Here is a 21372-nt window from a genome sequence, read left to right as displayed (position 1 = left end):
TCAACTCACCGTCACGCATAGCATAGTCAATCAGTTGAGAATGAATACCTCGCCCTCATAACTCTCAACCTTAATAAACTAGCGCGGGGCGTCGTGCTGGATGACGATCGAGTCGGTGCCCAGGCGTGCCATGACATCGGCTTGCTGCGCCTCGGCTTGCGCCTTGTCGGGATAAGGGCCGAGCAGCACCACCGGCTTGCCGTTGCGGTAGACCACCGAGGACGGAATCTGCTTTTCGATCAGGCGTGCAGTCATGTCGCTGAGGGCGCCCATGTTCGCGCCCTGGACGATCTCGACATCCCAGCCTTGGGGCGCAGGTTTGTCTGCCGCAGCGTCGGCGGCGCGCTGCAGGTCGGCGCCACCGCATTTTTCGCGAATGGCCAGGTTGCTGCCCTGGTCGGCAATAATGAGCTGATAGTCGCCCGCGGCCTGCTTGATCGCCACGTAGCTGCGATACGGCACGAACACGCCGGCGTCGTCCTTGCCGCGCACCTGGCCGCAGATAATGCCTTGCTGGTCGAATCGCACGTTGGCGAACTTGGCTGTCTTGGGGTTCTGCAGGTGTTCGGCCACCTGCTTGTGCACGCCTTCGACTTCGTTTTCGCAACCGGCCAGAGCCAGCACCGCCATTACCACCGCCACTTTGCGCACGCGTCTATCTCCTGAATGCAAGCGGCGGATTTTAGCATTCTTGGCTGGCCTTTAGGGCCCTATCGCTGGGCAAGCCCGCTCCTACAGCTGAAATGCAAAAAGGGCGACCCTTGCGGATCGCCCTTTTTGTTACCACACAGCAGTGTGGATTTGTTTGGTAGGCACAATTGGATTCGAACCAACGACCCCCACCATGTCAAGGTGGTGCTCTAACCAACTGAGCTATGTGCCTGCTGTGGGGCGCATAATACGCAGGTCTTTAACCTTCGTAAAGCGAAATTTCATAAAAAAATCAGCAGCTTTGCTTTGCCGGCAAAAAATGCCCGCAAACAAAAAAGGCGACCCTCGCGGATCGCCTTTTTGTGTACCGCCAGCAGGGGCGGATTTGATTTGGTAGGCACAATTGGATTCGAACCAACGACCCCCACCATGTCAAGGTGGTGCTCTAACCAACTGAGCTATGTGCCTGCTGTGGGGCGCATTCTACCCAATCGCCGAAAGGTGTCAACTCTTTTTTTAACGCTAAGCCACTGAATATCAAAAGTATTTGCCAAAAGCCGGGGTAAAGGATTTTCAACACACGACTAGCGGGTGTTTATTATTATTGATAGCATCGGTACAGTCGTAAAAAATATAAAACAGAGGTTTCGCAGCATGGCCAATACCCCCTACCCTCAGTCCTACTACGCCGCATCGGCCAATCCGGTTCCGCCGCGCCCGGCGCTGCAGGAAGAGGTACAGACCGATGTCTGCGTGATCGGCGCCGGCTATACCGGCCTGTCCAGCGCCCTGTTCCTGCTGGAGAGCGGCTTCAAGGTCACCGTGCTGGAAGCTGCCAAGGTCGGCTTTGGCGCCTCGGGCCGCAACGGCGGCCAGATCGTCAACAGCTATAGCCGCGACATCGACGTCATTGAACGCACCGTCGGCCCCAAGCAGGCACAACTGCTGGGCCACATGGCCTTTGAAGGCGGGCGCATCATCCGTGAGCGCGTGGCCAAATACAACATCCAGTGCGACCTTAAAGACGGTGGCGTGTTCGCCGCCCTGACGCCCAAGCAGATGGGCCACCTGGAATCGCAAAAGCGCCTGTGGGAACGCTTCGGCCACACCCAGCTGGAGCTGATGGACCAGAAGCGCATCCGTGAAGTGGTCGATTGCGACCAGTACATCGGCGGCATGCTCGACATGAGCGGCGGCCACATCCACCCGCTGAACCTGGCCCTGGGCGAAGCTGCCGCGGTCGAGTCGCTGGGCGGCAAGATCTACGAGCAATCGCCGGCCATCCGCATCGAGCGCGGTGCCAACCCGGTGGTGCACACCCCACAAGGTAAAGTACGCGCCAAGTTCATCATCGTTGCCGGTAACGCCTACCTCGGCGGCCTGGTGCCGGAACTTGCCGCCAAGTCGATGCCGTGCGGCACCCAGGTGATCACCACCGAGCCGCTGGGCGAAGAGCTTGCGCGCAGCCTGCTGCCGCAAGACTACTGCGTCGAAGACTGCAACTACCTGCTCGACTACTACCGCCTGACCGGCGACAAGCGCCTGATCTTCGGCGGCGGCGTGGTGTACGGTGCGCGCGACCCGGCCAACATCGAAGCGATCATCCGCCCGAAAATGCTCAAGGCCTTCCCGCAGCTCAAGGACGTGAAGATCGACTACGCCTGGACCGGCAACTTCCTGCTGACCCTGTCGCGCCTGCCGCAAGTGGGCCGCCTGGGCGACAACATCTATTACTCCCAGGGTTGCAGTGGCCACGGCGTCACCTACACCCACCTGGCGGGCAAGGTGCTGGCCGAGGCTCTGCGTGGCCAGGCCGAGCGTTTCGATGCCTTCGCCGAGCTGCCGCACTACCCGTTCCCGGGTGGCCAGTTGCTGCGTGTACCGTTCAGCGCCCTGGGCGCCTGGTACTACAGCCTGCGCGATCGTCTGGGCTTCTAAGCCCCCTGCCCGGCTCGCGCCGTCACTGCCCCAGGGCGCTGACGGCCTGCCGGGCGGCTTGTTCCTGGCCCGCCTGGGCCAGGTCATTGGCCGCTTTCAGCCAGCGCTGACGGTCAACCTGGGCCGGCAACTGGCCCGGCTGCTGCACCAGCACCGCCCAACTCCCCTGCTTTTGCCAGGCTGATTCGAAGTCATCGAACTCCATCAGCAGGCGCCGGTTCATCCCCGCCCGCAACAATACCCGCTGCTTGTAACGGTCATAGCCGACCAGCAAGGCATAGCGTGGCTCGCTCCAGAACGTCGAACCTTGCTGAAAGCGCAGCAACACCGGGTTGCCCGCCGCTACCTGCGCCAGCAAGGCGTCCAGGCGTGGTTCGAGCGGATACACGACCATGCCGTACTCGCGGCCCACCCGCGGGATCGCCTGCTCAAGCTGGTCGATGTGCTGCGGCAGGCCCAGCGATTTGTCGAGCAGCCCCGGAGTGATGCGCACCCCCTGTTGCGAGAGCAAGGCCGCCAGGGCCATCGAGGCGCTCTGGTTGGCTTCGCCACGGTAGAAAGGCACCGAGCCGATCTCGACCCGTTGCGGCAGGTTTTTCAGCTGGGATGGCGGCTGGCTGGCACAGCCGGCCAGGGCCAGGCCGAGCGCACAGGCCAGCAGCAGGCGGCGCGGGGTGAAGGCGGTTAGGGAAGTCGGTGCAGGCATGAACACTCGCTCGATGACGGCCGGCAGCCACTGCCCGGCCCTGAGCGCTGATCATAGGCTGGCGCGCGCCGTGGGTATAGCCCGTTGCAGGCTTAGAACAAAGCGGCCCAAGCCTCTAGACCATCGGTCAATAGCCTGCAACCTGCATCGGGCTAGACTGAAGACGTGTCCGCGTGGCGAGCCTCGTTGCCTTGGCGCGGATTTGAGGAGGCACACATGAGCCTGACAATGGCAATTTTGCTGCTGCTCGGCGCCTGGTTGAGCGTCGCTGCTGCCATGCTCTGGGGGGTGCTGCGCATCGCCCGGCGTCATCACCCGCACCATCGCATCCAGCCTGAAGGCAAAGACGCTGTACCGCTACGGCGCAGCCGCCGGCATGCCGGGGCGCATTAGAAATCTTTGAAAAGCATCGCGGGGCAAGCCCGCTCCCACAATGACTGCAGGAGCGGGCTTGCCCCGCGATGGCTTTATCAGCCCTCAACCGCCTCGCGCTTCAAGCGTGCCCGGCGCGACATGATGTTGAGAATCTCGATCGCCGTCGAGAAGGCCATCGCCGCATACACATAACCCTTGGGTACATGAGCACCGAAACCTTCGGCGATCAGGGTCATGCCGATCATGATCAAGAAGCCCAGGGCCAGCATCACCACGGTCGGGTTGTCGTTGATGAAGCGGGCCAGCGGGTCGGCGGCCACCAGCATCACGATCACGGCACTGATCACGGCAATGATCATGATCGGCAGGTGCTCGGTCATGCCCACGGCGGTGATGATGCTGTCGATCGAGAAGACGATGTCGAGCACCAGGATCTGACCAATCGCCGCAGCAAAGCCCAGGGTGATGGTCGAGGACGCCTTGGCTTCAGCCTGGGCGCGCGGGTCGACACTCTCGTGGATTTCCTTGGTCGCTTTCCACAGCAGGAACAGGCCACCGGCGATGAGGATCATGTCCTTCCAGGAGAAGGTATGACCGAATACATCGACCACCGGCTCGGTCAGCTGGACGATCCAGGCCACGGTGCTGAGCAGGCCCAGGCGCATGATCAGGGCCATGCTGATACCAATGCGCCGCGCCTTGGAGCGGTACTCTTCAGGCAACTTGTTGGTCAGGATCGAGATGAAGATCAGGTTGTCGATACCGAGGACGATCTCCATGGCCACCAGGGTGGCCAGGGCGACCCAGGCGGTCGGGCTTGCAGCGAGTTCCAACAAGTATTCCATGAATCAAATCCTGCATCGGGGTAAGGGGTGGGTCAGATGTCCTGGGCGCTGGCGTCGCGCTCGGGTTTGCCTGCCTTGTCGCTGCCTTCGGAGCCGGTGGCTTCGCTCAGGGCCTGCTGGGCGGCTTCGTTGGTTTTGTCGATGGCCTCCTTGGCCGACTCCGCCGCCTGGTTGAGCATTTGCTGGGCGGACTTTTCCGCCTGCTCGCAACCGCTCATGGCCAGCAGGGCCAACAGCAACACCAGAGGTGTACCGATGGATTTGAAGTGAAGCATCTGTGGGTCTCCATGCAATTAAATCGGTGCGCATTCAGGGGCACCGGGATGGCAAGGGATTCTAAAGAGCCAGATACATCAGGAAAATTCGTATTTTCAGCGGTTATACTTCGGTTTTTACGAATCGGGAAATCGCCATGCTCAATTACCGCCAGTTGCATTACTTCTGGGTAGTGGCCAAGACCGGCAGCATCGTGCGTGCCTGCGAGCAACTGAACCTGACCCCGCAGACCATCAGCGGGCAGATCACCCTGCTTGAGCAAACCTACGGCATCGAGCTGTTTCGCCGGGTCGGGCGCCAGCTGGAGCTGACCGAGAGCGGCCGGCAGGCCCTGACCTACGCCGAGCAGATGTTTCAGATTGGCGGCGAGCTCGAGGCGATGCTGCGGGCCCGGCCGGATGAACAGCAGATACTGTTCCGGGTCGGGGTGGCCGATGTGGTGCCCAAGTCCATCGTCTACCGCCTGCTGGCGCCGACCATGGACATGGAAGACGCCCTGCGCCTGAGCTGCCGCGAAGACAAGCTCGAACGGCTGCTGGCAGACCTGGCGATCCAGCGCCTGGACCTGGTGATTTCCGACAGCCCCATGCCCAGCCACCTGGACATCAAGGGCTACAGCCAGAAGCTGGGTGAATGCGGCATCAGCTTTTTTGCCACACAGGCGTTGGCTGAACAGTACGGGCGCAACTTCCCCGCCTGCCTGCAACACGCGCCGCTGTTGATTCCCGGCCAGGAAACCGTGGTGCGCAGCCGCCTGCTGCGCTGGTTCGCCGAACAGCAATTGCAGCCGCGGATTGTCGGTGAGTTCGACGACAGCGCCTTGATGCAGGCCTTCGGCCAATCGGGCAGCGGCATTTTCATTGCCCCCAGCGTGATCGCCGACGAGGTCTGCAAGCAGTATGGCGTCGAGCTGATCGGCCAGACCGACGCGGTCAACGAGTCGTTCTATGCCATTTCAGTGGAGCGCAAGGTCAAGCACCCGGGTATCGTCGCCATTACCGAAGGCGCCCGCCGCGAGCTGTTCAACTGGTAGCCGGCGCGGGTTCATCGCCGTTTGCAAAGGGCGCGCAGACTACACTTGCGTCCTACCGTCTGACGCAGCGCAAACACCAAATGTGCCCTGCTGTGCTAAAGTCGCGCCCTTTTTCTCGGCCCTGCCCCGCCAGGTGCCCCATGCTCCAGCGCCGTGGTTCGCCCACCGCGCCCTGAACAAGACAGAGAAACACCTGCCATGACCCCTGTTCTAAACCTGTTGAACCGCACCAGCCTGGTGGTCCAGATCATGATCGGCCTCGCCGCCGGCATTGCCCTGGCCGTGTTCGCCCCCACGACCGCCGCAAGCCTCGGCTTCGTCGGCAAGGTCTTCGTCTCCGCGCTCAAGGCGGTGGCGCCGATCCTGGTGTTCATCCTGGTCATGGCTTCGATCGCCAACCACCGTCACGGCACCGAAACCCATATCCGTCCGATCCTGGTGCTGTACCTGTTCGGTACCTTCGCCGCCGCCGTGGTCGCAGTGATTGCCAGCATGGCCTTCCCGTCCAACCTGGCGCTGAGCACCTCGGACGTTGCCTTGAGTGCTCCCGGTGGCATCACTGAAGTGCTGCAAAGCCTGCTGCTGAGCGTGGTCGACAACCCGGTGAGCGCGCTGATGAACGCCAACTTCATCGGCATCCTGGCCTGGGCCATTGGCCTGGGTGTGGCCATTCGTCACGCCGGGGAGACCACGCGCACGGTGGTTGCCGACCTGTCCAACGGCGTGACTTTGATCGTACGCGTGGTGATTCGCTTTGCGCCGCTGGGGATTTTCGGCCTGGTCGCCTCGACCCTGGCGCAGTCCGGGCTGGACGCCCTGCTCGGTTACCTGCACCTGCTGGCCGTGCTGATCGGCTGCATGCTGTTCGTGGCGCTGGTGGTCAACCCGATCATCGTGTTCTGGAAGATTCGCCGCAACCCTTTCCCGCTGGTGCTGCTGTGCCTGCGTGAAAGCGGCATCACCGCCTTCTTCACCCGCAGCTCGGCGGCCAACATCCCGGTCAACATGGCCCTGAGCGAGAAACTCGGCCTGCACGAAGACACCTACTCGGTGTCGATCCCGCTGGGCGCGACCATCAACATGGCCGGCGCAGCGACCACCATCACCGTGCTGACCCTGGCTGCCGTGCACACCTTGGGCATCGCCGTCGACATCCCGACCGCGATCCTGCTCAGCGTTGTCGCCGCTGTCTGCGCCTGCGGCGCCTCGGGCGTGGCCGGCGGCTCGCTGCTGCTGATCCCGCTGGCGTGCAGCCTGTTCGGCATCCCCAGCGAGATCGCCATGCAGGTGGTGGCCGTCGGTTTCATCATCGGTGTGCTGCAGGACTCGGCGGAAACCGCGCTGAACTCCTCCACCGACGTACTGTTCACCGCCGCGGCCTGCCTGGCCAAAGAGCGCCAGGCCGCCTGAGCTTGACCTGCAGCCGGTGCGTCCTGCACCGGCTGCTTGTGTTTTACCCTGTTGCGCACCTAGGCTAGAGGCCTTTCTTCGCATAGAGACAGGGCCATGTCCGCCGAACACGAAACCGCTTCCGACGCCCGCTTCACCAGCACCGAGATCCGCGTGCTCGGCTCGCTGATCGAAAAACAGGCCACCAGCCCGGAAACCTACCCGCTGACCCTCAACGCCCTGGTGCTGGCCTGCAACCAGAAGACCAGCCGTGAGCCGGTCACCAATCTCAGCCAGGGCCAGGTTGGCCAGGCCCTGCGCGCGCTCGAAGGCCAGGGCCTGACCCGCCTGCAGATGGGCAGCCGCGCCGACCGCTGGGAGCAGCGCGTGGACAAGGCCCTGGAGCTGGTGCCGGCGCAGGTAACCCTGCTGGGGCTGATGTTCCTGCGCGGGCCGCAAACGGTTAACGAACTGCTGACCCGTAGCAGCCGCATGCATGAGTTCGAAGATGCCGAACAGGTGGTGCACCAGCTTGAGCGCCTGATCGCCCGCGGTTTTGCCCTGCACCTGCCGCGCCAGGCCGGGCAGCGTGAAGATCGCTACACCCATGCGCTGGGCGATCCGGCCGAAATCGAGGCGATCCTGGCGGCGCGCCAGCAAGGGCCGGAGCGTTCGGCCGGTGGCGCGGTATCGCTGGAGCGGATCGAAGCGCTGGAAGCACGGATTGCGGCGCTGGAAGAGCGCCTGGCGCAGTTCGAGTAACAGCATCGCGGGGTTGTGTACCACCAGACCCACTGTGGGAGCGGCGGTGCGGCGACCCGACTTGCCCCGCGATAGGTTTTACCCTTCAGCCGCGGGCAAACGCCACTGCCCGCGCCACCTGCTCCGCCGTTGGCCGTACCCCGGTGTACAGCACGAACTGCTCCAGCGCCTGCAAGGCAATCACCTCCAGCCCGGTAATCACCGGTATGCCCAGACGCTGGGCTTCGACGATCAACGGCGTCAGCGCCGGCATCGCCACCACATCGAATACCCGCTGCGCCGCCGCTATCGCCTCGGGGGCGAAGGCCAACTGTTCGGCTTCAACCCCACCGGCCATGCCGATCGGCGTGACATTGACCAACATCGGTGGGCACAGGTCGCCCAGCTCTGCCTGCCAGCGATAGCCGCAACTGTCGGCCAGTTGCCGCCCGGCTTGTTCATTGCGGGCAACGATGATGCCCTGGCTAAAGCCGGCATCGCGCAGGGCACTGGCCAACGCCTTGGCCATGCCGCCGCTGCCGCGCAGGGCAAACGCCGTCGACGGGTCCACCTGGTGACGCAGGAGCAAATGGCGCACGGCCAGGTAGTCAGTGTTATAGCCTTCCAGGTGGCCATTGGTATTGACGATGGTGTTGATCGACTCGATGACCGCCGCCGACGGGTCAATGCCGTCGACCAGGGCCAGGCAGGCTTCCTTGTAAGGCATCGACACGCCACAGCCGCGGATGCCCAGGGCACGGATACCGGCAACGGCTGCCGGAAGGTCGTCGGTAGTCATGGCCTTGTAGTAGAAATCCAGATCCAGCTGCTGATACAGATGGTTGTGAAAGCGCACGCCAAAGGTGCCCGGACGCCCGGCCAACGAGATGCACAGCTGGGTGTCTTTGCCTGGAAATGTTGCCATTGAAATCTCCTCAGGAAACGGACTGGCACTGCGCCCTCGCCCGCCGCAGACCGCTGATCGGCCCTTACATAACCTTTACTCTGAACCTGTGTGATTTTTTCGGTTCCCGCAGTCTTATAAATATCCCCGACGTCGGCGTTGTGCTGTGAGGAGTGGCTATGAACTGTCGTGGCTGATGATCACTATCAAGCGCGTTGATTTCAACCACCCGGCACTCGACGCTAAGGTAGGCCCATGACTCACGGGAGGAACCCCAATGGCCCCTATCAATATCATGTCCGTCATCGGCAGCGCCGTCCCCACCTCGCTCAGGGAGTTGGGCTTGCTGGCCTGCTGGTACCTGGTGCGCAATGGCGAAGCGATTTCCGGGCCATTGACCTCCTTGCCGGCCGCCCAGGCCCTCGCCGAGCGTCTCGAGGGCCCCGGCCTGCAAGCCTGAGGCCTGCCCACCGTTTTATCGTGCGTTGCTCCGCACAGCCCCTTGCCCCGCCCTTTGGCGGGGCTTTTTATGGGCCGCTGAAAGGCACTTGGATTAAGTTTTTTTCATCTGCACGATAGCGCTGTCCGGGCAATCGACAGCAACTAGGCCATACTCCTAAAATGCAGCGGTTTTTGGGGGAAAACCCTTGCACAGCCAACGACATAACAACTTCTAGTGAGCCTCAACGTGAAAACTTCCCTTTCGATTCTAAGCCTGCTGCTGTTGCTCACAGGTACTGCGACTGTCACGTCGACCGCTGCTGCTCAACCCCCGGCCCAGCAACAACGCGATCCAGCGAAATTGCACCTGGCCTCCGGCAGCGCCCTGCTGATCGATCTGCAAACCAACAAGGTGCTCTACGCCAACAACCCTGACCGGGTGGTGCCGATCGCTTCGGTGACCAAGCTGATGACCGGCATGGTGGTGCTCGACGCCAAGCAGAACATGGACGAGATGCTCACGGTCACCATCGCCCAGAACAAGGAAATGAAAGGGGTGTATTCGCGGGTCAAGCTGGGCAGCCAGCTCAACCGCAAGGACATGCTGCTGATCACCCTGATGTCGTCGGAAAACCGCGCGGCCTCAACATTGGCGCACAACTACCCGGGCGGCTACAACGCCTTCATCAAGGCGATGAACGCCAAGGCCCGTGCATTAGGCATGAGCCACACCCGTTATGTAGAGCCGACGGGGCTTTCGACCAGCAACGTTTCCACTGCCCGCGACCTCAGCAAGCTGCTGATGGCGGCGCGCAACTACCCGCTGCTGAGCAGCTTGAGCACCACCCGCGAGCAGACCGTGGCGTTCAAAAAACCCAACTATACCCTGGGCTTTCGCAACACCGACCACCTGGTCAACAAGAGCAACTGGGACATCAAGCTGACCAAGACCGGCTTCACCAACGATGCCGGCCACTGCCTGGTGCTGTTGACCAAGATGGACAACCGCCCGGTGGCCATGGTGATCCTCGATGCCTTTGGCAAGTACACCCACTTTGCCGACGCCAGCCGCATGCGCCAGTGGCTTGAGACCGGCAGCACCAAGCCGGCCCCGGCAGTGGCCATGCGCTACAAGTCAGAGCGCACGCAGAACCGTCAACTGGCTGACTGAAAACAAAAGGGCCTGTGCATGCACAGGCCCTTTTTCGTTTCAGGCGTTGGTGCTGACCAACGAGCCCGAGCTGCTGCCACCGGCTTCGGTCAGCGCCTTGAGCAGCGTTGCCGTGGCGCTGGCGATCGACGCCGTGGTCGCGCCCACCGCCGATTGCGCGGCAGCGACAGCGGAAGCCTTGAGGATCGGCTCCATGTCGCTGGCCAGGACTTCCTGCAAGCGTTTCTGCTGCTCGGCCAACTGCTTTTGCATTTTCTTGATCATCTCGCGCAATTGCTTGATGTGCGCCGGTTCTTCGCCGGCACTGGCCTCTTCCTTTTCCTTGGCCTCTTCGGCCTTGCCGCTATCACGCAGCTTGGACAGGTCGACGCTGACCGCGCCCGCCGCTTCCATCCCGGCCTGCCTTTCCTGGCCGGTGACGGTGATGCCGGTGTTGATGCCGCTGTTCAATGGGGTCCCGTTGATTGATACGGCGCTAAAACCTGCCATGTTTCTATCGTCCTGATGGTATTGGGGTTAACCCGGCTATCGGCCGCAGACGCTGAAACTTGAACCCGGCGCTCGCCCGGATAAATTTGCCCGCACGCCACTCGTCCCTCCTGATACCCAAGCTTTGCCCACGGCACGCCTGTGCACCGGGCAAACCGCTCCGATCAGCCTAACGTCGAGATGGCAATGACCACATCCCGTTCCCGCAAAGCCCTCTACATCGGCCTGCCCCTGGCCCTGGCAGTGGCCGCTGCCACCGCCGGCTACCTGTACTTCAAATCCCAGCACGGCTACCCGCGCCCGATCGTCGAACAGGCCAATGCCCTGCACGAGCACATGCTGTCGTTCGATAGCCATGTCACTGTGCCGCTGAACTTCGGTAACGCCGGCAACGAGATCGACAAGGACGGCCACGGCCAGTTCGATCTGGTCAAGGCCGGGCAAGGGCGTTTGTCGGGTGCGGCGTTGACCATTTTCGGCTGGCCGGAGCTGTGGAACGGCGCCAATGCCCCGCACCGCCCGACCCCGGGCTTTGTCGACGAAGCCCGGCACCAGCAGGAGGTGCGCTACAAGATCATCAGCAACATGGTCCGCGACTTCCCCAACCAGGTCGGCATTGCCTATACCCCGGATGATTTCCGGCGCCTCAATGGCGAAGGCAAGTTCGCCGTGTTCATCAGCATGCTCAACGCCTACCCGCTGGGCCACGACCTGTCACAGCTGGACCTGTGGGCCAAGCGCGGCATGCGCATGTTCGGTTTCAGCTACACCGGCAACAACGATTGGGCCGACTCCTCGCGCCCGCTGCCGTTCTTCAACGACACCGCCGACGCCCTCGGCGGCCTGTCGCCACTGGGCGAGCAGGCGGTCAAGCGCCTCAACGCGCTGGGGGTGATCATCGATGTGTCGCAGATGTCGACCCTGGCCCTGGAGGACGTCGCGCGCCTGAGCCAGGCGCCGTTCGTGGCCTCGCATTCGGCGCCGCGGGCGCTGGTGGATATCCCGCGCAACCTCAGCGACAAGGAAATGCAGCTGATCAAGGACAGCGGCGGCGTCATCCAGGTGGTCGGTTTCGGCCAGTACCTCAAACCGCTGAGCAAGCCGACCCTGGACAAGCTCGAAGCCCTGCGCCTGCGCTTCGACCTGCAACCGCTGCAAGGCCTGGCCAACGCCCTGATGCCCGGCGACGCGGTAATCGCCATCTGGCCCGAGGCACGCTTTGGCGAGTACGCCAGCAGCCTCTACGGCATCCTCGATCAAGAACCCAAAGCCACCCTCAAGGACTTTGTCGATGCCATCGACTACACGGTGAAGAAGGTCGGCATCGACCACGTCGGCATCAGCTCCGACTTCAACGACGGCGGCGGCCTGGAGGGTTTCAAGGATGTCAGCGAGATCCGCAACGTCACCGCCGAACTGCTCACCCGCGGTTACTCCGAGGCCGACATCAGCAAGCTGTGGGCCGGCAACTTCCTGCGGGTGTGGGCGCAGGTGCAAAAAACTGCCCAGCCCGTTGCCGCCACCGCCACCCCTTGAGCCGGAAGCCGCCAGCCATGACAGATCGCCGTACCTTTCTCAAGCAGGCCGGCCTGCTCGCCGCCAGCCTGCCGTTGCTACCCGAGGCGCTGGCCACCCCGACCGCGCCGCTGAGCGGCAGCGACAAATGGCGCAACCTGCGCCAGCTGTTCCCCCTGGATCCGGACTACGCCCACTTTGCCAATTTCCTGGTCACTGCCCACCCGCGCCCGGTGCAGGAAGCCATCGATTACTACCGCGCTGAAGTCGACCGCAACCCGGCCAGCCGCATGGACTGGGAGAGCCAGTACGAATGGCAGCGTGAAGGCGAGGTCCGCCAGTGGGCGGCGCGCTACCTGCAAGTCAGGCCCCGGCAGATCGCCCTGACCGGCAGCACCACCGAAGGCCTGGGGATGATTTACGGGCGCTTGCAGGTCAGCCCGCAGCAGGAAATCCTCACCACCGAACACGAGCACTATTCCACAAACCGCACCCTGGCCTTTCGCCAGCGCCACGAAGGCACCCAGGTGCGCAAGCTGCGCCTGTTCAGCCAGCCCTGGGGAATTTCCACCGACCAGGTGCTAAGCACGATCGACCAGGCCATCACCCCCAACACCCGGGTGCTGGGCATGACCTGGGTGCACTCGGGCAGCGGCGTAAAGCTGCCGGTCGGGCAGATCGGCGAACTGGTGCGCCGGCACAACCGTGACCGCGATGAAAACCAGCGGATCATTTACGTGGTCGACGGCGTGCATGGCTTCGGTGTCGAGAACAGCACCTTCGCCGACTTCAACTGCGACTACTTCATCGCTGGCACCCATAAATGGATGTTCGGCCCGCGTGGTACCGGGATCATCTGCGCCGCCTCGGAGAAGATGCAGCACCTGACCCCGACCTTCGCCACCTTCTCCGAGGACGAAGATTTCGCCACCATCATGACCCCCGGCGGCTACCACGCCTTCGAGCACCGCTGGGCACTGGGCAAGGCCTTCGAGCTGCACCTGCAACTGGGCAAGGCCGATGTCCAGGCGCGCATCCACCAGCTCAACGACCTGCTCAAGCAGCGGCTCAAAGAGCACAAGGCCATCGAACTGGTCACCCCGCTCAGCAGCGAACACTCGGCGGGCTTCACCTTCTTCAGGGTCAAGGAAGGCAACGCCGATGCCATCGCCGCCTACCTGGTGCAGAACCGGGTAATGGTCGACGCCGTGTCGCGCGACGTCGGCCCGGTGATTCGCTTCGCTCCGGGCCTGCTCAACAACGAGCAGGAAATCGATCGGGCCATGGCCCTGCTGATCAAAAAACTCTGAAAAGGCCTTCGCATGTCTTCACCACTGCTCTACCCGCTATCCGTACTCGCGCTGCTGACCAGCATCGCCAGCGCCCAGGCCGCCGACGCGGTACAACCGGGCAAGGTCTTTCGCGACTGTAAAAGCAGCTGCCCGGAAATGGTCATGCTGCCGGCCGGCCGTTACACCATGGGCACCCCGGACGACGAAGTCGGCCGCCAGCCCGACGAAGGCCCGCAACACACCGTGACCTTCGCCAAGCCGTTCGCGGTCAGCCGCTACCAGGTAACTGCCGGTGAATGGGACGCCTACTTGCGCGAGTCCGGGGCCAAGATTGCCGACGGCGACACTCGCCCGGGCCGCGAGTGCAAGGCCAGCAAGCCGCGCTACCAGCAAGGCCCGCGACAACCGGCGGTGTGCATGAGCTATCACGATGCCCAGGCCTATGCCGACTGGCTGACGAAAAAGACCGGCAAGCGCTACCAGTTGATCAGCGAAGCACAGCGCGAATACGCCGCCCGCGCCGGCAGCAACGGGCCGTTCCCGTTCGACATGGACCCGGACGGCGACTACCAGATCAGCCGCAACGCCAATGTCTACGGGCCCAAGGATGGCTTCAGTTTCAGCTCGCCGGTGGGCAGCTACCCGGCCAACGCCTTTGGTGTGTACGACATGCACGGCAACGTCTACGAATGGGTCGCCGACTGTTATCACGACAGCTACGAAGGCGCCCCGAACGACGGCAGTGCCTGGCAGCAGGCCGACTGCAAGGTGGTGGTGATTCGTGGCAACGACTGGGGCGAGGCGCCGATTTTCTCGCGCTCCGGCAACCGCAACGCCAACCTGCCAGGCAACCGCGGAGACTGGATTGGCGTACGCCTGGTCCGCGAACCGTGACGGGCCAACGGCGCTAAATTGTCCCGCAAGCCACTCGTCCTATCGTTGTAATCCCCAAGCCCCGGGGGCCGCCTTCGAGGCTATCGGCCCCGACACTGAAGGAACCGATAGCATGAGCCAGATCCATTTCCCCCAGAAGGTCCACGACCTCGTCGGCGTGGGCTTCGGCCCTTCCAATCTGGCCCTGGCCATTGCCCTGGAAGAGCTCGCGCAAACCAATGGTCACGCGCTGGATGCGCTGTTCATCGACAAGCAGCTGGACTACCGCTGGCACGGCAACACCCTGGCGACCCAGAGCGAACTGCAAATCTCCTTTCTCAAGGACCTGGTGTCGCTGCGCAACCCCACCAGCCCCTACAGCTTCGTCAATTACCTGCACCAGAAGCAGCGCCTGGTCGACTTCATCAACCTCGGCACCTTCTATCCCTGCCGCCTGGAGTACAACGACTACCTGCGCTGGGCCGCCGAGCACTTCGCCACGCAGGCCAGCTACGGCGAAGAAGTACTGCGCATTGAGCCGGTGCTCGACAGCGGCAGGATCCGCCACCTGAAGGTCATTTCGCGTGACGCACAGGGCCAGGAGCATGGCCGCCTGACCCGCTCGGTGGTCGTCGGCAGTGGCGGCACACCGAAAGTCCCCGGCATCTTTGCGGCCTTCAAGGACGACCCGCGAGTCTTCCACCATTCTCGCTACCTCAGCAGCCTGGCCGGCTTGCCCTGCACCGAAGGCAAACCCATGCGCATTGCGATCATCGGCTCGGGGCAAAGCGCCGCGGAAGCCTTCATCGATCTCAATGACAGCTTTGCGTCGGTCAAGGTCGACATGATTGTGCGTGCCTCGGCGCTCAAGCCGGCCGACGATAGCCCCTTCGTCAACGAAGTCTTCGCCCCTGTGTACACCGACCTGGTGTTCAACCAGAGCAGCCCGGAGCGCAAGAAGCTGATTGACGAATATCACAACACCAACTATTCGGTCGTTGATATCGACCTGCTCGAACGCATCTACGGCATCCTCTATCGCCAGAAGGTCGCCCATCAGTTCCGTCACGCCGTGCTCTGCCGCCGCCAGGTGCAGGCGGCCACTGCCACCGCCGATGGCATCGAGCTGACCCTGGAAGACCTCTCGACCGGGCAACAGCAGACCCATCGTTACGATGCCGTGATCCTCGCCACCGGCTACGAGCGCCGCTCGCACCGGGAACTGCTGGCACCGCTACAAGACTACCTGGAGGACTACAGCGTCGGCCGCGACTACCGCGCCCTGGCCAGTAGCGACCTGCAGGCCGCGGTGTACTTGCAGGGTTTCTGTGAAGCCACCCATGGCCTGAGCGACACCTTGCTCTCGGTGCTGCCGATTCGCGCGGCCGAAATTGGCCAGTCGCTGTACGACACCCTGGGCAAGCAGGCAGTACCTGCTTTTGCCACTTCCCATGCGCCGACTGCGCTGACCAGCGCCTGAGCCAGGAACCCTTCATGAGCAAGCAATACCGTGGCGCAATGCGCGAGCTGTTGGCGCTGTTGCGCCCTTTCTGGCCGCAGGTGGTCGTGTCGATTGTCCTGGGCATGATCGGTGGCTTGAGTGTCACCGCCTTGCTGGCGACCATCAACGATGGCCTGCACAGCCCGCAAGGCCTTGGCCCGTCGCTGATTGCCAGTTTCGCCGGGCTGTGTGTGGTGGCGTTACTGAGCTCGATTCTGTCCGATATCGGCAGCAACCGCATCGGTCAGAAGATCATCGCCAACCTGCGCAAGGAGCTGGGGGAAAAGGTCCTCAGCGCCCCGATCGGGCAGATCGAACGCTACCGCAGCCATCGCTTGATTCCGGTGCTGACCCACGACATCGATACCATCAGCTCGTTCGCCTTCGCCTTTGCGCCCCTGGCCATTTCCCTGACCGTGACCCTGGGCTGCCTGGGTTACCTGGCAATGCTGTCCTGGCCAATGTTTGTCATGATGCTGCTGGCAATCGGCATCGGCACGGTGATCCAGTACGTGGCCAGGGCTCGTGGCATCAAGGGCTTCATGGCCGCTCGCGAAGCCGAGGATGAACTGCAGAAACACTACAGTGCGATCGCCGAGGGCGCCAAGGAGCTGCGCATCCACCGCCCCCGGCGCCAGCGCATGTTCGTCGCGGGGATACAAAAGGTTGCCGAGCATATCTGCAATACCCAGATTCGCTCGATCAATACTTTCGTGATTGCCAAAAGCCTCGGCTCGATGCTGTTCTTCGTGGTCATCGGCCTGGCCCTGGCCCTGCAGTCGTTCTGGCCGAGCGCCGACAAAGCGGTAATGAGTGGCTTCGTGCTGGTGTTGCTGTACATGAAGGGGCCGCTGGAGCATCTGGTCAGCACCCTGCCCATAGTCAGCCGGGCGCAGATCGCCTTTCGCCGGATCGCCGAGTTGTCCGAGCAGTTTTCATCGCCCGAGCCGCACCTGCTGCTCAGCGACCAGGGCGCGCCGACAGTGAGCGTCGAGCGCCTGCAACTGCTTGATGTCTGTCACAGCTACCCGACCCGGGACGGCTGCGCGCCCTTTCACCTGGGGCCGGTCAACCTGGATATCCGCCAGGGCGACATTGTCTTCATCGTCGGCGAAAACGGCTGCGGCAAGACCACGCTGATCAAGCTGTTACTGGGGCTCTACCCGCCACAGCAAGGCCAGATCCGCCTCAACGGCGAGGTCATCGACGATCGCGCCCGCGATGACTACCGGCAACTCTTCACCACCATTTTTGCTGACTATTACCTGTTCGACGACCTGGTCAATGACGGCCTGCAGGTACCTGCCCAGGCCTCGCAATACCTGGAACGCCTGGAGATCGCTCACAAAGTCAGTATCCGTGACGGCGCCTTCAGCACCACCGACCTGTCGACCGGGCAACGCAAGCGCCTGGCCCTGGTCAATGCCTGGATCGAAGAGCGCCCGGTGCTGGTGTTCGATGAATGGGCCGCCGACCAGGACCCGACGTTCCGGCGCATTTTCTACACCGAGCTGTTGCCCGACCTCAAGCGCCTGGGCAAGACCATCATCGTCATTTCCCACGACGACCGTTACTTCGATATCGCCGATCAACTGATCCGGATGAAGAACGGACAAGTCGTGGCCGAACGTGCCATGGCTTGAAAAAGAAAAAAGTTTTCCGGATTTGGCCTGCTAGAGCGTCTTACAAAAAATACTAATCATTCTCACTTGTTTGCCTTCGCGCTGGAGCCTCCGTTGACCACTGCATACCGCTTGCCACCCTTCACCAGGGCTTTGCTGATTCGTCGGACTTTAACCAGGCCACTGGCACTGAGCAGCCTGGTCGGCCTCAGCGCCCTGGCTGTCACTGCCCAGGCCCATGCGCAGATGGTCGCGTTTGCAATTCCAGCGCAATCGCTGGCCAGCGCCCTGCAGGCGTTCGGCACCCAGGCCAACATCCAGATTCTCTACAGCCCCGACGACGTCGCCGGGCTTAGAAGCCGCGCACTGAACGGCACCAAGGAGCCTGCCCAGGCGATTGCCGAACTGCTCGGCGGGACCAGCGTGCGCTACAACCTGCAAGGCGATGTGCTGACCATCCATGGCAACAAGGGCGGCGCCGACCTGACCCTGGATGCCACCACGGTCAACAGCTCATCCCTGGGCCTTACCACTGAGGGCACCGGGTCCTACACCACCGGTGAAACCAGTACGGCGACCAAGATGAACCTGTCGCTGCGCAAGACCCCGCAGTCTGTCAGCGTAATCACCCGTCAGCAGATCGAAGACCAAGGGCTGTTGAGCATCGCCGATGTGCTCAACCAGACGCCCGGGGTGACGGTCAGCCAGGACAATACCGAGGTCAATACCTTTTATTCCCGCGGCTTTGAGATTTCCAACTTTCAGTTCGACGGCCTGCCCAGCCTCAGCACCAATGCCCCGTTGCGCGACAACTACGGTTTGATCGGCACCGCCATTTACGACCGTATCGAGATCCTGCGCGGCTCGGCCGGCTTGCTCAATGGCACCGGCTACCCGTCGGGCGTGGTCAACTTCGTGCGCAAAAAACCGACCGCGCAGTTCCAGGGGCATGTGACCGCCGGCGCGGGCAGCTGGGACCAGTACCGCACCGAAGTCGACCTGTCCGGCCCGTTGACCGACAGCAAGCATATTCGTGGCCGGATGGTGGCTGCCACTCAGGATGAAAAAAGCTACATCGACTACCTGCGTCGTGAAGACCACGTGTTCTACGGCATCATCGAGGCCGACCTGTCCGACAGCACCACCTTCGCTTTCGGCATGGACTATCAGAAAGGCAATGCCGACGGCTCGACCAACTCCAACCTGCCGGCGTTCTACACCAACGGCGCGACGGTCAAGCCGTCGCGTTCGACCAACTCCGGGGCAAAATGGTCGTACAGCAACACCGAAACCCAACGCTACTTCGCCAACATCGAACACCATTTTGAAAATGACTGGCTGCTCAAGGTCGAGACCAATTTCCGCCGCTATGACGTCGACAACCTCACCGCCACCGCCAACGGCCAGATCGACGCGGTCACCCACTCGGCCAACGCCTTTACCAGCAAGTACTACTCGACCTCCAAGGAAGTCGACGTAGCGGCTTACGCCACCGGCCCTTTCCAGCTGTTCGGGCGCACCCATGAGATGGTCATGGGCCTGAACTGGGCACGCAACGAAAACGAATCCGGTACCCATTCGTTCGGCAGTTACAAGATCGATGACTTTTTCAACTGGGACAACAATCCGGTCAAGCCCAGCAAACTGCTGTTCACCGTGCCTTACGACACCGTTGCCCGTGAGCGTGCCGGGTACTTTGCGACCATCCTCAAACCGACGGACCGGCTGAACGTGATTCTCGGTTCACGGGTGACCGACCACTACTGGAACCAGGATGGTTTCAACCCGTTGCTGCCCAACCCCAACACCCATTACAACTCCCGCGAAAGTGGCGTGGTCACCCCTTACGCGGGCATCACCTATGACCTGGACGACTACCACACCGTTTACGCAAGCTACGCCGATATCTTCAAACCGCAACCGTTCAACCCCGATCGCAACGGCACGCCGCTGGAGCCACTGACCGGTGAAAGCTACGAAGTGGGGATCAAGGGCGAATACTACGAGGGCCGCCTGAACGCCAGCCTCGCGCTGTTCACCTCCAAGCAGGACAACGTCGCCGAAGCCGACGGCCTGCGTGTGGACATTCCCAACGCCACGGCTTACAAGGCGGTGTCAGGCGCCACCACCAAAGGCTTTGAAATCGAAGTCTCGGGTGAACTGCTTCCCGACTGGAATGTTCATGGCGGCTACACCTACCGCACCTCCGAAGACAAGGACGGCAACAAGGTCAGCACCACCCAGCCTGAACAGATCGCCCGGTTCGCAACCACCTATCGCCTGCCCGGCCTGCTCAACCGCATGACAGTGGGTGGCAACGTCTCGTGGCAGAGCAATATCTACTACGACACCACCCTGGGCTTTGGCCCCGGCGCAATCCCCGCCCGCTTCGACCAGAAGGGCTACACCCTGGTCGGCCTGCTGGCCGGTTACGATTTCAGTGACAACCTGCGCGGCAACATCAACCTCAACAACCTGACCGATCGCAAGTACTTCAGCGGCATGGGCTCCTACGGTTCGACCTTCTACGGCGAGCCGCGCAATGTGATGGCCAGCCTCAAATATTCGTTCTGATCCAGGGCACAGGAAAAAGGGGCACTGAACGTCGGTTCAGTGCCCCTTTTTCATGGCCAGGGTGAAACCTTTGCCTCAACGCTCGAACGCCTGGCGCAGGTCTGCGCATAACTGCGTGTAGATGTCCGTGACCTGGCCAACCACCGAGCCCAGGCGCAAAAAGTCATGGGTCAGGCCGGGGTATTCCCTGAGCGTTACAGGTACGCCCTGCTCCTGCAGCCGGCGTGCATAGGCCCGGCCCTCATCAAGCAGCGGATCAAGCCCGGCCAGGGCAATGCAGGCGGGGGCAACGTTGCTCAGCTTATCTGTCAGCAACGGCGAAAAACGCCAGTCACAGCGGTCTTGCGCAGCACTCTGGTAGTGCTGGTAGAACCACTCCAGCGTCTGGCTCTCGAGCAAGTAGCCTTCGGCGAACAGCTCCATGGAGGCGCTGCGCCGGGAGGCATCCGTCACCGGATAGCACAGGAGTTGCAAGCGCGGCTGCAGCGCCGCGTCCGGCCCTGCCTGGGCAGCCTGGGTCGCCAACACGGTGGCAATGGTCGCGCCGACACTGTCGCCGGCAAACGCGACCCGGGCAAGGTCCAGCTGCAGGGCCCGGGCCTGGCCGGGCAACCAGGCCAGGACATCCTCGCCATCGAGCAGCGGCTGCGGAAAACGGTGTTCGGGCGCCAACCGGTAGCCCACCGACAGCACCGCACATTGGCCGCCTGCGGCAAACTCGCGACAAACGCCATCGTGCGAATCCAGGCTGCCCACCACGTAGCCACCGCCGTGGAAGTACACCAGCAACGGCAAGGCCCCCTCGCATTGCCGGGCACGATACAGGCGCACCGGCACCGCGCCGCCGTCGCGGCTGGTGACCGTCAGTTCCTGACAGTCGAGCCGCTGCTCGACGGGCCAGCGCAGTTGCTGGGTAGTCTGCTCGAACGCGGCCCGGGCCTGCTCCGGGGTTTGTTGATGAAAAGGCAGATCGAGCGGGCCGCGGCTTTCCTCGGCCAGGTCGAGGAAATCAGCAAGATCAGGGTGCAAAGACATT

General features: G+C 62.4%; 19 protein-coding genes, 2 tRNA genes and 1 pseudogene. 13 read left to right on the top strand and 9 right to left on the bottom strand.

What is annotated here, in order from left to right:
- Positions 1-78: 78 nt before the first annotated feature.
- The 3 genes from JYG36_RS10485 to JYG36_RS10475 form a co-directional block, all read right to left on the bottom strand.
- The gene (locus JYG36_RS10485) at positions 79-651 is read right to left on the bottom strand and encodes an SPOR domain-containing protein (protein WP_093381124.1); all 573 of its coding nucleotides are present in this window, start codon (positions 649-651) and stop codon (positions 79-81) included.
- A 155-nt stretch (positions 652-806) separates the two neighbouring features.
- Positions 807-883: transfer RNA gene (locus JYG36_RS10480), tRNA-Val, on the bottom strand.
- A gap of 159 nt (positions 884-1042) precedes the next feature.
- A tRNA-Val gene (locus JYG36_RS10475) sits at positions 1043-1119 on the bottom strand.
- A gap of 186 nt (positions 1120-1305) precedes the next feature.
- Here JYG36_RS10475 and JYG36_RS10470 point away from each other — a divergent pair.
- Positions 1306-2589 carry an NAD(P)/FAD-dependent oxidoreductase gene (locus JYG36_RS10470; protein WP_045194571.1) on the top strand — a complete coding sequence of 428 codons (1284 nt, stop codon included), beginning with the start codon at positions 1306-1308 and terminating at the stop codon, positions 2587-2589.
- Between the two features lie 22 nt (positions 2590-2611).
- On the opposite strand, the pseudogene JYG36_RS10465 reads toward JYG36_RS10470, so the two are convergent.
- Positions 2612-3350 (bottom strand): annotated as a pseudogene (locus JYG36_RS10465) (peptidase C39 family protein).
- Between the two features lie 161 nt (positions 3351-3511).
- Here JYG36_RS10465 and JYG36_RS10460 point away from each other — a divergent pair.
- Positions 3512-3688, top strand: coding sequence for a hypothetical protein (locus tag JYG36_RS10460; protein ID WP_177329140.1), 177 nt, complete (start codon positions 3512-3514; stop codon positions 3686-3688).
- Between the two features lie 77 nt (positions 3689-3765).
- Here JYG36_RS10460 and JYG36_RS10455 read toward each other — a convergent pair whose 3' ends face one another.
- Both JYG36_RS10455 and JYG36_RS10450 read right to left on the bottom strand, forming a co-directional pair.
- On the bottom strand, positions 3766-4515 hold the full coding sequence (locus JYG36_RS10455; protein ID WP_045194575.1) for a TerC family protein: 750 nt from the start codon (positions 4513-4515) through the stop codon (positions 3766-3768).
- 32 nt (positions 4516-4547) lie between these two features.
- Entirely contained in the window at positions 4548-4790 is a 243-nt protein-coding gene (locus tag JYG36_RS10450) for a hypothetical protein (protein WP_045194576.1), read from the bottom strand.
- 137 nt (positions 4791-4927) lie between these two features.
- Between JYG36_RS10450 and nhaR the strand changes: the two genes are divergently transcribed.
- From nhaR to JYG36_RS10435, 3 genes are all read left to right on the top strand, one after another.
- Positions 4928-5824, top strand: coding sequence for a transcriptional activator NhaR (nhaR, locus tag JYG36_RS10445; protein ID WP_213603829.1), 897 nt, complete (start codon positions 4928-4930; stop codon positions 5822-5824).
- A gap of 198 nt (positions 5825-6022) precedes the next feature.
- The gene (gene sstT / locus JYG36_RS10440; protein ID WP_195884603.1) at positions 6023-7234 is read left to right on the top strand and encodes a serine/threonine transporter SstT; all 1212 of its coding nucleotides are present in this window, start codon (positions 6023-6025) and stop codon (positions 7232-7234) included.
- Positions 7235-7330: 96 nt separating this feature from the next.
- The gene (locus JYG36_RS10435; RefSeq protein WP_045194583.1) at positions 7331-7975 is read left to right on the top strand and encodes a YceH family protein; all 645 of its coding nucleotides are present in this window, start codon (positions 7331-7333) and stop codon (positions 7973-7975) included.
- An 85-nt stretch (positions 7976-8060) separates the two neighbouring features.
- Here JYG36_RS10435 and JYG36_RS10430 read toward each other — a convergent pair whose 3' ends face one another.
- The gene (locus JYG36_RS10430) at positions 8061-8879 is read right to left on the bottom strand and encodes a shikimate 5-dehydrogenase (protein ID WP_213603827.1); all 819 of its coding nucleotides are present in this window, start codon (positions 8877-8879) and stop codon (positions 8061-8063) included.
- 256 nt (positions 8880-9135) lie between these two features.
- Between JYG36_RS10430 and JYG36_RS10425 the strand changes: the two genes are divergently transcribed.
- Both JYG36_RS10425 and pbpG read left to right on the top strand, forming a co-directional pair.
- Positions 9136-9318 (top strand): hypothetical protein, encoded by a 183-nt coding sequence (locus JYG36_RS10425; RefSeq protein WP_093381111.1) that lies wholly within the window; start codon positions 9136-9138, stop codon positions 9316-9318.
- A 228-nt stretch (positions 9319-9546) separates the two neighbouring features.
- The gene (gene pbpG / locus JYG36_RS10420) at positions 9547-10470 is read left to right on the top strand and encodes a D-alanyl-D-alanine endopeptidase (protein WP_082075415.1); all 924 of its coding nucleotides are present in this window, start codon (positions 9547-9549) and stop codon (positions 10468-10470) included.
- A gap of 39 nt (positions 10471-10509) precedes the next feature.
- On the opposite strand, the gene JYG36_RS10415 is transcribed toward pbpG, so the two are convergent.
- The gene (locus JYG36_RS10415; RefSeq protein WP_249744418.1) at positions 10510-10959 is read right to left on the bottom strand and encodes a hypothetical protein; all 450 of its coding nucleotides are present in this window, start codon (positions 10957-10959) and stop codon (positions 10510-10512) included.
- Positions 10960-11145: 186 nt separating this feature from the next.
- Here JYG36_RS10415 and pvdM point away from each other — a divergent pair, with 186 nt between their 5' ends.
- The 6 genes from pvdM to JYG36_RS10385 all read left to right on the top strand — a co-directional run bounded on the left by pvdM (position 11146) and on the right by JYG36_RS10385 (position 20336).
- On the top strand, positions 11146-12495 hold the full coding sequence (gene pvdM, locus JYG36_RS10410; RefSeq protein WP_213603825.1) for a pyoverdine-tailoring dipeptidase-like protein PvdM: 1350 nt from the start codon (positions 11146-11148) through the stop codon (positions 12493-12495).
- A 17-nt stretch (positions 12496-12512) separates the two neighbouring features.
- On the top strand, positions 12513-13784 hold the full coding sequence (pvdN, locus tag JYG36_RS10405) for a pyoverdine-tailoring periplasmic protein PvdN (protein ID WP_213603823.1): 1272 nt from the start codon (positions 12513-12515) through the stop codon (positions 13782-13784).
- A gap of 12 nt (positions 13785-13796) precedes the next feature.
- A complete protein-coding gene (gene pvdO, locus JYG36_RS10400) occupies positions 13797-14660 on the top strand; it encodes a dihydropyoverdine dehydrogenase (protein ID WP_213603820.1) in 864 nt (287 codons plus the stop codon).
- A gap of 112 nt (positions 14661-14772) precedes the next feature.
- Positions 14773-16119 (top strand): lysine N(6)-hydroxylase/L-ornithine N(5)-oxygenase family protein, encoded by a 1347-nt coding sequence (locus JYG36_RS10395; protein WP_045194596.1) that lies wholly within the window; start codon positions 14773-14775, stop codon positions 16117-16119.
- A 14-nt stretch (positions 16120-16133) separates the two neighbouring features.
- Positions 16134-17783, top strand: coding sequence for a cyclic peptide export ABC transporter (locus JYG36_RS10390; protein WP_123565538.1), 1650 nt, complete (start codon positions 16134-16136; stop codon positions 17781-17783).
- 93 nt (positions 17784-17876) lie between these two features.
- On the top strand, positions 17877-20336 hold the full coding sequence (locus tag JYG36_RS10385) for a TonB-dependent siderophore receptor (protein ID WP_052676483.1): 2460 nt from the start codon (positions 17877-17879) through the stop codon (positions 20334-20336).
- 75 nt (positions 20337-20411) lie between these two features.
- Here JYG36_RS10385 and JYG36_RS10380 read toward each other — a convergent pair whose 3' ends face one another.
- On the bottom strand, positions 20412-21371 hold the full coding sequence (locus tag JYG36_RS10380; RefSeq protein WP_045194601.1) for an alpha/beta hydrolase: 960 nt from the start codon (positions 21369-21371) through the stop codon (positions 20412-20414).
- Between the last annotated feature and the right edge of the window lies 1 nt (position 21372).

The organism is Pseudomonas sp. SORT22 (assembly GCF_018417635.1).
In the GTDB taxonomy this organism is placed as follows: Bacteria; Pseudomonadota; Gammaproteobacteria; order Pseudomonadales; family Pseudomonadaceae; genus Aquipseudomonas.
Note: the sequence above shows the minus strand (reverse complement) of the source record. Positions and strands in the feature narration are given on the sequence as shown.